Genomic DNA, 13338 nt, shown 5'->3' on the forward strand with positions numbered 1-13338 from the left:
TTTATGGATATTTTAATGAGGTTTTAATGGGAATTATCAATTTACGTCGTTTATAGCCATAGCTAGTTGATGCAATTGTAAAGCAAAAATAAAATTAAATATTAAGTTAAGTAACCGTTTTTAAGCGTTTTTTTATAAAAAAATAATAAAATACTTTAGACAAAACAGCCTGCACAAGGCTACACTTAGCAGGCAAATACGATGTAAACGCTTTCAATTTGTTCTATTTTGCGTTTTATAGCAGCCTCATTTGAATGTGCCGGTGAATATACCAATAATGCCATGGGTATTAATTATAATTTCAACCAGTGCAATTCTGCAACTTTCAGTTTCATCACCTTCGAAGGAATACATGTGACAGGTCACTTTGAATTACTCGCTATATTGTCCAGTGCCGTTTTAATTGTTTGGCTTTTTCGACGCTTGCAATTGCCAGCGATTTTGGCGTATTTAGTGGCAGGTGTGTTGGTGGGTGACCATGGCTTAGCTATCGCTCAAGAACATGTTAATTATGAACATTTTGCTGAACTCGGTATTGTATTTCTACTGTTCACCCTTGGGCTTGAATTTTCATTACCTAAATTAGTTTCTATGCGGCATCTGGTGGTTACTGTGGGTAGCTTACAAGTGATTATTTCACTGGTGTTATTTATGTTGGTGGCGATGTTTCTAGGGCAAAGCATTGATGCAGCAATAACCATAGGCGGTATATTAGCACTTTCTTCTACTGCTATTGTTATTCGCCAGTTAAGTGAAAGTGGTGGCATGAAGAAAAAGTCAGGGCAATTATCTGTGGCAGTGCTGCTGTTTCAAGATGTTGCCGTGGTGCCCTTGTTAATTATTATCCCTTTATTAGCCCAAGGCGGCGATTCTTCTTTTATTATGGCGCTATTATTTGCACTAGTTAAAGGGGTATTTGTTGTTTCACTATTATTATTCGCTGGTAAATGGATATTACCTAGATTATTCAATTTAGTTGCTCAAGTTAGAACTGATGAATTATTTGTATTAACCACATTACTGGTGACCTTAGTCGCATCAGCATTAACGCAGTGGTTTGGCCTTTCGATGGCGTTAGGAGCCTTTTTAGCGGGTATGATGTTAGGAGAGAGCCAATATAAACATCAGCTTGAAGCTGACATTAGACCCTATCGTGATATTTTACTGGGTTTGTTTTTTGTCACGGTTGGCATGAAGCTTAATATCAATGTTGTTTTTTCCTCTCCTTTGATCATTATTTCGTTGTTAGTCTGCTTTATGGCGATTAAAGTGTTGGTGATTGTTTTACTAGCAAAACGGGCTGGAGAGTCTTCTAAAGATGCTTGGGCTGCCGGTATTATGTTGGCGCAAATGGGTGAGTTTGGTTTTGTTTTAATTGCTTTAGCTAGCCAAGTTGAAGTGTTACCTGAAACCACAGCATCTATCTTACTGGGTACGGGTGTGCTAAGTATGGCAATAACGCCTTATATGATCAGTCATGCGCGCGGCTGGGCACTTTGGTTGAGCCGTGAAAAGCCACTGGACAGCCAAGTGTTAGAAGAATTACCTCAAAGTACCACACTCAGTGATCATGTTATTATTTGCGGCTTTGGTCGTATTGGACAAACCGTTAGCCGCTTCTTAAAACAAGAGTCGATCGACTTTGTCGCTATTGATATTGACCCCTTACGGACAAGCAAAGCAAGAGAAGCTGGCGAAAACGTGCTTTTTGGCTCTTCTAGGCAGGCTGAATTGTTGCATGCTGCACAGTTATCAAAAGCTAAGCTGGTTGTTATCGCCTTTGGTGAAGATAAACAATCACTTGATGTTATTCAAAAAGTACGTTCTTTATCCCCTAACGTGCCTATTTTAGTGCGTACCCGCAACGACGATCAGTTAGACGAATTACATGCGGCGGGTGCAAATGAAGTGGTTCCAGAGAGCCTAGAAGGCAGTTTAATGCTAGTGTCTCAAGTTTTGTCATTATCAGGCGTGCCTTTTTCTCGCATTGTTCGCCGTGTGCAAAAAGAGCGTAAGAACCACTACAATCATTTACATGGCTTCTTTCAAGGCGAACATACTGATATGAGCCCTGATAGTATTGACCGTATTGAATTTGCGCATGCGATTATATTAGCCGATGATTCTTTTGCTAATGGCCGTTCAATTGCTTCATTAAAACTAGGTGATCGCCGTGTTATTGTGGTCGCATTACGTCGCAATAACATTGAAAGCGAAGAGCCTGACGTTGACACGATATTACAATCACAAGATACCTTAATTGTGCGTGGCAAACCCAGACGGGTAGAGCGAGCTGAACGTTTTGTCCAAGAAGGGCATTAGCTTATTTGACGGTAGTATCAGTTGTTAAAGCAAAAAGCTTGTTTAAGGCTTTTTAATTAACATGGCTTAGATATCAAGAAATTGGCGAATTTTAGTTTCTTGCTCAAGTGCGTCATTAAAGCCGAGGTTTATTAACTCCTTACAATAGTTTTTTTCAAACAATAAGTAGCTGACTAAGCTAGATTCCGCGTCATTGCTAACCCCCATGCTGCGTAATAATAGTCGAATCGACAAAGGCAGTTTATCGTAATATTTCACCGCAATATTGTTAAAGTTATGACTAGGATTAAGCAGATAGGATTCAATGTTTTTTAAACCGGAAATGTTTTTTTTCTTTGCATCTGGAATTAGCGATAAGGTGTTGTTAACCCTCTCCATGCGTTCAATATCACTTTGCAGGGTATCTGAGAAAACAGAATCAAGTAAGTGACTTGCGATTGCCGCTGTTGTTGGTGGATGTGGGTTATTTTCAACCGCATGAAGCGGCTCTTTTGGTTGCTCGACACCAACAATAAATATTTTTTCTGCTCCTAAGTGGATGGCAGGACTTAACGGAGACAACTGGTGAACTGAACCATCGCCTAAATGATGGCGTTGTATTCTTTCTGACGGAAAAACTAACGGAATGGCCGCTGATGCCATTAAATGTTGGCTGTTTAATTGCGTAGGCTCGCCCCGTCGCTTTGCTCTAAACCAAGGCGAAATAGACGCTTCTGATTGAAAAAAACTAATCGAGTCACCGCTGGAATAACTTGATGCTGTCACCGATACTGCGGAGAGATAACCGCGTCTAATATTGGTATCTATTCGGCTAAAATCTACTACGGTTTCAAGCAGTTGTCTAAGCGGCGCGTTGTTTAATAAGCTTCGGGCACTTTTATTGGCATAATCTGCCTGAAAGTTACCTAAAACCCCACCGATTAAGTGACTAAACACACGTAGGGGATCGGTATGATAAATTCTTTCAGGATCGAGATTTTTCCAGATCCACTCCAACTTCTTGACCGCCAATTGAAAACAGGAGGCATAACAAGCTAATGCGGTTGAGTTGATAGCACCTGCTGACGTACCACAAATAATTGGAAAAGGCACACCATGATTGCGTGGCATAAATTTAGCTATCGCAGACAAAACACCGACCTGATAGGCGGCACGTGCGCCTCCACCGGTTAATACTAAAGCGTTATTACTGTTGATGTAGCTACGTTTATTCGTCATTAATTAAACCGATGTTATTAAAGTCGAGCGTGATTTTAATCAGTTTTCTATAGGGTGGCTAGTTGAAATGAATAATATTTGTTTGCCAGTGCAGGTTAATAGAAAAAAGGCCAGCAAATGCTAGCCTTTTAATGACACAAGAATTATTGACTAGTAAAACATTTAACTGATAGCCATTGAACTTGTAGTCATTGAAATAAAAAATTTTTCATGTACTTAATTCAATGGTTATCAGTTTGAGTTAAACGTCTACAGGAAAATAAACCACTAACCACCAACACGTTCGTTTGCAGCGTCGATTAATGGTTGCGACCCATGTTGAATAAGGGGTAGATTTTCAGAAACAACGTCTCTTGGTAATTTTCCAATCATCAAAGAGCCTATCTCAACTGAACCCCTGGTAGCAGCAAATTCTAACAAGTTTTGACCATTACACTTAATATCTGAAAAAATATCACGAATTCTTAATCTATTCGCCTTTAAGAATGAACGCATACGTCTTTTGTCGTCTGCAGCAACATACTCACATATACTTAGTGCAATGTCAGCAGCTTGCGCTTTTGGCGTTGATACAATAGACGTCATTGTTAAAGCAGTAATGGTAGTAACTAGTAATAATTTTTTCACTTTAATAACCTTTTATAATACAAATAGAGTTAATAAAAGAAAAAACCACAGGATGTACCTAATAACACGGTGACTCCGCTGTCATAGATAAAGATAGTACTATCCTTAGACCGGTGGTTTTGCGTAACACGTTTTCGCGTGTTTTGCCTTTTCTTTGTTAGTGTAATTATCACTAAAGTCGTAGTTAATTGCAACCCAAGGGTTACAACTTATTGGTATTTAACACCTAGTTGACTTAATTATTTTACAAATGGCGATTTTATAAGCTTTACCTATAACGTTATTGATTTTGAAGATGTTTTTATAAGAATGTAGGGCGTTAATTCAAAGGTTCTAGGCGTTATCCACAGTAGCTATTGTGTGCAACTAATACCTTGCTTGACGGTTGATATTTAGGGGCGGTTTGGCAGTATGAAGTTGTATTACTAAGCCTGGTGAATTTTGTGGAGAGGGGAGCGAGTTAGAAGCATGGCGGTAATAGCAATCTCACTAATTTTCTGATTATTTACCAAGTTAAAACACCCCTCTACTGCGTTATTTACTTAATAATTAGAGCGACTAGTTATCAAACAAATGTCTTGTATTTCGCTTTTTGATCTTCGTATAGAGAAGACCAGTTAATTAATGCAACAGGTGAAATGCATTTTTAGCTTAAATCGTGATAACTAATTAAATATTAATATTTCTCATATATCAATATAAGCGATGACCATGATGGGACTTCGGCGAATTATAACGCCAAACTGAATACAAAAAGGGACCGCAGCCCCTTATTTTATATGTTTTTATTAATTATCAACTGCAGGTTATCACTTTATAATTGCATCTCAGGCACGTCGCCTTCAACAACAAGTTCACCTTCAGTTAGTGATATTATTTCTGCGACTGACACGCCAGGTGCACGCTCTAATAAGTAAAATTTACCATTTTTTATCTCAATAAAAGCCAGATCAGTTAACACCTTTTTAATGCAGCCTTTACCAGTTAACGGTAGTGTACAATTACTTAACAACTTAGATACACCATGTTTAGAGGCATGGGTCATGGTCACAATAATATTGTCTGCACCGGCGACTAAATCCATCGCACCGCCCATACCTTTAATTAACTTACCAGGGATCATGTAAGAGGCAATATTACCATTTACATCAACCTCAAAGGCGCCTAAAACGGTTAAATCAACGTGACCGCCTCTGATCATGGCAAATGATTCTGCTGAATCAAAAATTGATGCGCCTTTTGCCATTGTCACTGTTTGTTTACCCGCATTGATCAGATCGGCGTCAATTTCTGCTTCGGTGGGAAATTGTCCCATGCCTAGTAAGCCGTTTTCAGACTGCAGCATGACTTCGATCCCTTCGGGAATATAGTTTGCCACTAAGGTTGGAATACCTATACCTAAGTTAACGTAGTAACCGTCTTGTAATTCTTGTGCTACCCGCTGTGCTAGTTGTTCTCTTGTTAAAGCCATAAATTACTCCTTACTAACACTGATTATTCTGAGTCGCTACGAACAGTGCGCTGTTCAATGCGTTTTTCGAATGTACCTAAGATTAAGCGATTAACATAAATGCCTGGCGTATGAATGTGATCAGGGTCTAATTCGCCTGGCTCCACAATCTCTTCTACTTCTACTACGGTTATTTTGCCTGCGGTTGCCGCCATAGGATTGAAGTTACGCGCGGTTTTTCTAAACACTAAGTTGCCATAACGATCGGCTTTCCACGCTTTTACAATAGCAAAATCGCCTTTAATTGCCGGTTCTAAAATGTAATGCCGACCGTCAAATTCACGTTCTTCTTTGCCTTCGGCTACTGGTGTGCCATAGCCTGTCGCCGTAAAAAAAGCTGGAATACCAGCACCGCCAGCACGCATTTTTTCTGCTAAAGTGCCTTGTGGTGTCAATTCAACTTCGAGCTCACCGTTCATCATCTGACGTTCGAACTCAGCATTTTCACCAACATAAGAGGCGATAATTTTTTTGATTTGACGGTTAGGTAATAAAATACCGAGACCAAAATCGTCTACACCGCAGTTATTTGAAACTAGGGTTAAGCCTTTAGTACCTTTACGCTGAATTTCACGTATTAAATTTTCAGGAATACCACATAAACCAAAACCACCAGCAATTACGGTCATATTGTCTTCAAGACCGGCCATTGCTTCTTCATAGCTTGACACTACTTTGTCAAATCCTGCCATTATTTGCTCCTCAATATTAATGTTTAATTTATATTTTATTCGCTGATGTAGGTAATGCTCACGATCAACGCCAGGTAACTTTTTAGTTAACTTTTTAGTCTATATTTTAGATTATTTTGCACGATAGGCTATCGAGACTTTTGATAACGGCGCCTTGCTTAATTTGTCGCTAATAAACCATCCTGCAGCCAGTAATTTGTCAAAATCAATATTAGTTTTTATACCTAAGCCATTGAGCATATATAACACGTCTTCAGTGGCGACATTTCCCGATGCACCCTTAGCATATGGGCAACCACCAAGACCTGCAATAGCACTATCGACTACCTTTACGCCCATAGCAAGCGCCGCGTAAATGTTGGTCAAAGCCTGTCCATAGGTATCATGAAAGTGCACAGCCAACTTATCAATGGGGACTTTAGCACTAACAGCCTGTAACATTTTTTGGACACTGGCTGGCGTACCAACACCAATGGTGTCGCCAAGTGATATTTCGTAACAGCCCATTTTATATAACTTTTCTGCAACTTCTGCTACTTTTTCTGCTGCAATATCACCATCGTAAGGACAGCCAACGACACAAGACACATAGCCACGCACACGAATGTTGGCGGCTTTTGCAGCTTGCATAATGGATTCAAAACGTTGCAAACTTTCATCAATCGAGCAATTAATATTTTTCTGACTAAAGGCTTCTGATGCTGCGCCAAAAATAGCGACTTCATTAGCATTCACCGCCATTGCTGCTTCAAAGCCTTTCATATTTGGCGTTAATGCGGCGTAGGTAACACCGCTTTTGCGCTTAATACCTTTGAAAACATCACTAGAAGTGGCCATTTGTGGCACCCATTTAGGCGAGACAAAACTGCCGCTTTCAATGTAGCTGACACCGGCGTCGGCTAACTTTTCAATTAACGCTATTTTATCTTCTGCGCTAATCTGTAGCTTTTCATTTTGTAGACCATCACGTGGACCCACTTCAACTATTTTTACTGAGTTTGGCAATGAAAAGTGAGCAATATCGGTCATTATGCCTCCTCTGCGGTAAAGGCGATTAATTCAGCGCCACCGTCAACCATATCACCATTTTTATAATAAAGAGTATCTACAATACCATTGCTTGGTGCACGAATGGTATGCTCCATCTTCATCGCCTCCATAATCATCAAGGGTTGATTGGCAATCACGTTATCACCGGCTTTTATTAACACTGACACCATAGTGCCGTTCATGGGGGCAAGTAAACCACCATGGTTATCATCAGCACTATTATCGCCACAGTCAGGCAATATATGGATAAAATTAAACACACCATTTTGATGGAACAGGCTAATTTGGTTAGCATTTTTTGCAATCGTTGCATGACTGCGGTAGCCGTCAATACTAGCGTATAAAGTCTCGTTTTCAATACGACCTTGACAATCAACGGTTTGGCCATCAACCGAGATTAAGTAATAACTACCACTACCTTGACGCTTTTGCTCGACTATAATCGGGTATTCCTTGCCATTATGAGCCAATACCATGTGATGAATATTCGCTTCATTTAAGCGCCAAGCATTCGTCATATTCCAAGGTGAGAACGGGTCGTTGGTTTTTGCGGCCTTTGCTTGTGCTTGCTGTGCTTGTGACAACACTAAATAAAGCGCCGCCATCGGCAGTTCGCCAGCAAGGGATTGCTCGTTGTCATGAAATATTATGGCTTGGTTTTTTTCAATAAAACTGGTGTCGATATCCGCGTTAACAAATGGCGCACAAGTGGCTAAATTATAAAGAAAATCGATATTGGTTGTCACACCACTAATACGATACTCCGACAAGGCTTTCGCTAGACGTTGTAAGGCTTTTTCACGGCTTTCATCCCAAACAATTAACTTTGCAATCATAGGATCGTAAAACACGCTCACTTCATCACCTTGACGTACACCGGTATCAACACGAACAAACTCACTTTCAACAGGGGGTTGTAAAAAGTCTAACGTGCCAGTGGCAGGTAAAAAGTCATTGTCGGGATCTTCAGCGTAAATACGGGCTTCAAAAGCATGGCCGTTAATTTTCAGTTCGTGTTGAGCTTTAGGTAATACTTCACCTGCCGCAACACGTAATTGCCACTCTACTAGATCTTGACCAGTAATTAATTCAGTCACCGGATGCTCTACTTGTAAGCGAGTATTCATTTCCATAAAGTAAAATGAACCATCAACATCAAGTAAAAATTCAACCGTACCGGCACCTTGATAACCAATAGCTTGTGCTGATTTTATAGCCGATTCACCCATTTGGGTACGTAGCTCTTCGCTCATACTAAAGGCTGGCGCTTCTTCAATCACTTTTTGATGACGACGCTGTACTGAACAGTCGCGCTCAAAAAGATAAACCGCGTTTTGGTGATTATCACAAAACACTTGAATTTCAACATGGCGAGGTTGAGTTAAGTACTTTTCAACCAACATTCTGTCATCACCAAAAGATGACTTTGCTTCGCGTTTAGCGGCGGCAAATCCTTCAGCAAACTCATTTTCATGCCAAACTTGGCGCATACCTTTACCACCGCCGCCAGCGGTAGCTTTGAGTAATACCGGATAGCCCATATCATCAGCGGCTTTTTTGATCACAGCCTCCGATTGGTCATCACCATGATAACCTGGCACCAAAGGCACTTGGGCCTTTTCCATAATATTTTTAGCGGCAGACTTTGAGCCCATAGCTTCAATAGCAGCAACCGGTGGGCCAATAAAAGTAATACCTTCTTTGCTACACATGCGACAAAACTCAGCATTTTCAGAAAGAAAGCCGTAACCTGGATGAATGGCTTGCGCGCCAGTACGTTTCGCGGCTTCAATTACTTTCTCTGACAATAAGTAACTTTCGCGTGAAGGTGAGCCACCAATATGGATCGCTTCATCAGCCATATTGACGTGTAATGAGTCAGCATCAGCATCAGAATAAACCGCGACTGTTAATATGCCCATTTTGCGTGCGGTTTTAATAACACGACAGGCGATTTCACCACGGTTGGCAATTAGTATTTTAGTAAACATAAATTTTATCCTTCGCCTTTATTTGTTGATGTTTTTGACTCGGCTTGCCAAGCAGGTTGGCGCTTTTCAAAAAATGCCGTTAGGCCTTCTTGACCTTCTGCGGAAACACGAATGGCTGCAATACGTTCACAGGTGCTTTTAATCAGTGCTTCGTCAATATCTTGGTAAGCTACATCAAAGGCTAGCTGCTTTGCTTGTCGCACGGCTAATGGCCCATTAGCTAATAGTATGTTTACCATTTCAGTAACTGCGCTATCTAATGCGGTTAACGGGTATATTTCATCGACTAAACCAAGTTGCTGTGCTTTGTCAGCAAAAAATCGCTCAGCAGTTTGAAAATAACGTCTGCTGGCTTTCTGGCCGATTGCGTTAACCACATAAGGGCTAATGGTGGCAGGAATTAAGCCTAACTTTACTTCACTTAAACAAAAGCTGGCTTTGTCGCTGGCAAGGACAATATCGCAACAGCTTGCTAGCCCAACAGCGCCGCCAAAGGCAGCACCTTGCACTTTAGCAATGGTAGGCTGTGGCAAGAAATTAAGGTTTTTCAACATTTGGGCGAGGGCGTTAGCGTCCGATAAATTCTCTTCATAAGAGTAAGATGCCATGCGCTGCATCCAAGCTAAATCAGCGCCGGCAGAAAAGTTTTTTCCGCTTGACGCTAACACCATGACATTAATGTCATGGCATTGTGCTATGGCCTGAAATAGGTGATTTAGTGCAAAAATAATACTGTCATCAAAGGCATTATGCTTTTCAGGATTATTTAAGGTAACCGTTGCTACGCCGCGGTTGTCAACATCGAACAATACCTGTTGACTAGGACTTTTTATTTGGTTATATGAAAGCATCATCAATTCACCCCTACATTCTAAACAGACCAAATTTGGTCTCTTTTATAGGTTTATTAAGTGACGCTGAAATAGCTAAACCAAGCACCTGACGCGTATCGGCAGGGTCAATAACCCCATCGTCCCATAAGCGCGCTGAGGCATAATATGGATGACCTTGATGTTCGTAATTATCAATAATGGGTTGCTTGAAGTTTGCTTCTTCTTCTGCGCTCCATTGTTCACCACGAAGGTCTTTTTGATCGCGTTTCACTTGGGCTAATACGCCAGCCGCTTGTTCGCCACCCATCACTGATATACGCGAGTTTGGCCACATAAATAGAAAGCGTGGATCGTAAGCACGGCCGCACATGCCATAGTTACCTGCACCGAAACTACCACCAATTAAAATGGTAAATTTAGGCACTTGTGCGGTTGCAACCGCGGTGACCATTTTCGCGCCATGTTTAGCGATACCGCCAGCTTCATATTGTTGACCTACCATGAAACCGGTAATGTTTTGTAAAAATACTAATGGAATTTTTCGTTGGGCACACAGCTCAATAAAGTGCGCGCCTTTTTGTGCCGATTCGCCAAACAAAATGCCGTTATTGGCAATAATGCCGACTTGGTAACCATAAATACGGGCAAAGCCGCAAACTAAGGTGGTGCCATAAAGCGCTTTAAATTCATCAAATTCACTGCCATCAACCACACGGGCGATAATTTCACGCACATCATAAGGTTGACGAGAATCTTTGGGTACAATGCCATAAACTTCTTCTGTGGCATAAGCGGGTTCAACAACTTCTTTAATGGCCATTTGTACGGGTTTAACCCGATTTAAATTACCAATAGCGCTGCGAGCAATTTCTAAAGCATGGTGATCATTTTGCGCATAGTGATCGGCAACACCAGAGGTACGACAATGCACATCAGCGCCACCTAAATCTTCAGCACTGACCACTTCACCCGTTGCCGCTTTAACTAATGGTGGGCCTGCAAGGAAGATAGTACCTTGTTCTTTTACGATAATAGATTCATCAGCCATAGCCGGAACATAAGCACCACCAGCGGTACATGAACCCATCACTACTGCTATTTGTGGAATGCTTTGCGCTGACATATTGGCTTGGTTAAAGAAAATACGGCCAAAATGTTCTTTATCGGGGAAAACGTCATCTTGATTCGGTAAGTTTGCACCACCTGAATCGACCAAATAGATACAAGGTAAGTTGTTTTCTTGCGCGATAGCTTGGGCTCGTAAATGCTTTTTCACCGTTAACGGGAAATAAGTACCACCCTTTACGGTCGCGTCATTGGCAATAATAAGACATTCTTGACCACCCACACGGCCAATACCTGTGATGATACCTGCAGCGGGAACGTTATCGTCATAAACTTTAAAGGCGGCTAATTGTGATAATTCAAGAAATGCAGAGCCCGGGTCGAGTAGGGCATAAACTCGATCTCTAGGTAATAATTTACCACGTGATAAATGACGTTCTCGACTGCGTTCACCACCACCCAATTTGATTTCTTCTAACTTAATTTTTAAATCATCGACTTGTAGTTGCATATGGGCAGCATTTTCGATGAAGTCAGGGCTGCGGGGATTAATTTTTGATATTATCTTAGCCACGGTATAACCTTATTTTTTGTTGAACTCTTGCTTGGTCAGCGCATATTGATATTGTTTTCGATTCACTAATATTAAATCTGTGCTTAATGAGTGATGAGTATTCAATAGCAATAGTCACTGAAGTATTTTATAGCTTGTGCTTTTTTTTGAGCCTTGGGCTAAGCTCGAAGCTAATAGCGCGAGTTCAATAAAAAACACCTAGCATAGTTGCCTATCTGGGTGTTTTTAGGTAGAAATCGCGTCATTAGCAACGAAAAAGCCAAAACCAGCGTTAAACTGATTCGTTAAACAGTTCGCGGCCAATTAGCATACGGCGAATTTCTGAGGTGCCAGCGCCAATTTCATATAACTTAGCATCACGCAACAAACGCCCAGCAGGGAATTCATTAATGTAACCGTTACCGCCAAGTAATTGAATGGCGTCTAAAGCCATTTTTGTGGCCAGTTCTGCAGAATATAAAATAACACCCGCGGCATCTTTACGGGTTGTTTCACCGCGATCGGCTGCCATTGCACATAAATAAGCATAAGATTTAGCCGCATTCATTTGGGTGTACATGTCGGCAATTTTGCCTTGAATTAACTGAAATTCACCAATGGCTTGACCAAATTGCTTTCTGTCATGAATGTAAGGCACAACTAAGTCCATACAAGCGTCCATAATACCTAGCGGGCCGCCAGTTAATACGATGCGTTCATAATCTAAGCCTGACATTAATACCCGAACGCCTTTGCCTTCGCCGCCTAAAATGTTTTCAGCCGGCACTTCACAATCTTGGAAGACTAATTCACAGGTATTAGAGCCGCGCATACCTAATTTATCTAGTTTTTGATGACGTGAAAAACCCGGATAGTCACGTTCAACGATAAAGGCAGTAATACCTTTAGAGCCAGCACTGGTATCAGTTTTAGCATAGATAATAAAAACATTGGCATCAGGACCATTAGTAATCCACATTTTGTTGCCATTAAGAATGTATTTATCGCCTTGCTTTTTGGCGGTAAGTTTCATACTGACTACATCAGAACCAGCGTTTGGCTCTGACATGGCTAAAGCACCAATATGTTCACCTGAACAAAGTTTAGGTAAATATTTTTCTTTTTGTTCATGGCTACCATTTTTGTTTAATTGGTTTAAACAAAGGTTAGACATGGCGCCATAACTTAGGCCTACAGAGGCAGAAGCACGAGAGATTTCTTGCATAGCCACCATGTGTGCTAAGTAACCTAAACCAGAACCACCGTATTGCTCATCTACTGTCATGCCTAACAAACCTAGGTCGCCAAATTTGCGCCATAAGTCCATGGGGAATTCGTTATCTTTATCGACCTGTGCCGCACGAGGGGCAATTTCATCACGAGAAAAAGCGTTCACCGTGGTGCGGATCATGTCAACAGTTTCACCTAGGTTAAAATTCATTGATGAGAAAGTAGAAATCATAGTAGTACCCTTAAT

General features: G+C 41.1%; 10 protein-coding genes and 1 riboswitch. Of the genes, 1 reads left to right on the forward strand and 9 read right to left on the reverse strand.

Going from position 1 to position 13338, the window contains the following annotated elements; translation table 11 throughout:
- Positions 1 to 354 precede the first annotated feature (354 nt).
- Positions 355 to 2322 (forward strand): cation:proton antiporter, encoded by a 1968-nt coding sequence (locus tag H4J61_RS08930; protein ID WP_310649802.1) that lies wholly within the window; start codon positions 355 to 357, stop codon positions 2320 to 2322.
- Between the two features lie 66 nt (positions 2323 to 2388).
- On the opposite strand, the gene H4J61_RS08935 is transcribed toward H4J61_RS08930, so the two are convergent.
- From H4J61_RS08935 to H4J61_RS08975, 9 genes are all read right to left on the reverse strand, one after another.
- Entirely contained in the window at positions 2389 to 3540 is a 1152-nt protein-coding gene (locus H4J61_RS08935) for a patatin-like phospholipase family protein (RefSeq protein ID WP_182184794.1), read from the reverse strand.
- Between the two features lie 267 nt (positions 3541 to 3807).
- Positions 3808 to 4125 (reverse strand): DUF3718 domain-containing protein, encoded by a 318-nt coding sequence (locus tag H4J61_RS08940; RefSeq protein ID WP_259363218.1) that lies wholly within the window; start codon positions 4123 to 4125, stop codon positions 3808 to 3810.
- A gap of 107 nt (positions 4126 to 4232) precedes the next feature.
- Positions 4233 to 4325: riboswitch (cyclic di-GMP riboswitch) on the reverse strand.
- Between the two features lie 656 nt (positions 4326 to 4981).
- Positions 4982 to 5638, reverse strand: coding sequence for a 3-oxoacid CoA-transferase subunit B (locus H4J61_RS08945; RefSeq protein WP_182184795.1), 657 nt, complete (start codon positions 5636 to 5638; stop codon positions 4982 to 4984).
- A 23-nt stretch (positions 5639 to 5661) separates the two neighbouring features.
- Positions 5662 to 6369: a CoA transferase subunit A gene (locus H4J61_RS08950; RefSeq protein WP_182184796.1), complete on the reverse strand. Its 708-nt coding sequence runs from the start codon at positions 6367 to 6369 to the stop codon at positions 5662 to 5664.
- A 111-nt stretch (positions 6370 to 6480) separates the two neighbouring features.
- Positions 6481 to 7398 (reverse strand): hydroxymethylglutaryl-CoA lyase, encoded by a 918-nt coding sequence (locus H4J61_RS08955; RefSeq protein ID WP_182184797.1) that lies wholly within the window; start codon positions 7396 to 7398, stop codon positions 6481 to 6483.
- Positions 7398 to 9410: an acetyl/propionyl/methylcrotonyl-CoA carboxylase subunit alpha gene (locus H4J61_RS08960; RefSeq protein WP_182184798.1), complete on the reverse strand. Its 2013-nt coding sequence runs from the start codon at positions 9408 to 9410 to the stop codon at positions 7398 to 7400. Before H4J61_RS08960 ends, H4J61_RS08955 begins: the two co-directional genes overlap by 1 nt.
- 5 nt (positions 9411 to 9415) lie before the next feature.
- Positions 9416 to 10264: an enoyl-CoA hydratase/isomerase family protein gene (locus H4J61_RS08965; RefSeq protein ID WP_182184799.1), complete on the reverse strand. Its 849-nt coding sequence runs from the start codon at positions 10262 to 10264 to the stop codon at positions 9416 to 9418.
- Positions 10265 to 10274: 10 nt separating this feature from the next.
- Positions 10275 to 11882 (reverse strand): carboxyl transferase domain-containing protein, encoded by a 1608-nt coding sequence (locus tag H4J61_RS08970; RefSeq protein WP_182184800.1) that lies wholly within the window; start codon positions 11880 to 11882, stop codon positions 10275 to 10277.
- 271 nt (positions 11883 to 12153) lie between these two features.
- Complete coding sequence (locus H4J61_RS08975; protein ID WP_182136397.1) at positions 12154 to 13323, reverse strand: isovaleryl-CoA dehydrogenase; 1170 nt, start codon at positions 13321 to 13323, stop codon at positions 12154 to 12156.
- Positions 13324 to 13338 lie beyond the last annotated feature (15 nt).

It is taken from the genome of Colwellia sp. MB3u-4 (assembly GCF_014077065.1).
Classification (GTDB): domain Bacteria; phylum Pseudomonadota; class Gammaproteobacteria; order Enterobacterales; family Alteromonadaceae; genus Cognaticolwellia.

Excerpts from the sequence above, each read along its gene's own strand:
- H4J61_RS08945 (WP_182184795.1), bottom strand. The coding sequence starts at position 5,638 with ATGGCTTTAACAAGAGAACAACTAGCACAGCGGGTAGCACAAGAATTA.
- H4J61_RS08950 (WP_182184796.1), bottom strand. The coding sequence starts at position 6,369 with ATGGCAGGATTTGACAAAGTAGTGTCAAGCTATGAAGAAGCAATGGCC.
- H4J61_RS08940 (WP_259363218.1), bottom strand. The coding sequence starts at position 4,125 with ATGACGTCTATTGTATCAACGCCAAAAGCGCAAGCTGCTGACATTGCA.
- H4J61_RS08975 (WP_182136397.1), bottom strand. The coding sequence starts at position 13,323 with ATGATTTCTACTTTCTCATCAATGAATTTTAACCTAGGTGAAACTGTT.
- H4J61_RS08955 (WP_182184797.1), bottom strand. The coding sequence starts at position 7,398 with ATGACCGATATTGCTCACTTTTCATTGCCAAACTCAGTAAAAATAGTT.
- H4J61_RS08965 (WP_182184799.1), bottom strand. The coding sequence starts at position 10,264 with ATGATGCTTTCATATAACCAAATAAAAAGTCCTAGTCAACAGGTATTG.
- H4J61_RS08935 (WP_182184794.1), bottom strand. The coding sequence starts at position 3,540 with ATGACGAATAAACGTAGCTACATCAACAGTAATAACGCTTTAGTATTA.
- H4J61_RS08960 (WP_182184798.1), bottom strand. The coding sequence starts at position 9,410 with ATGTTTACTAAAATACTAATTGCCAACCGTGGTGAAATCGCCTGTCGT.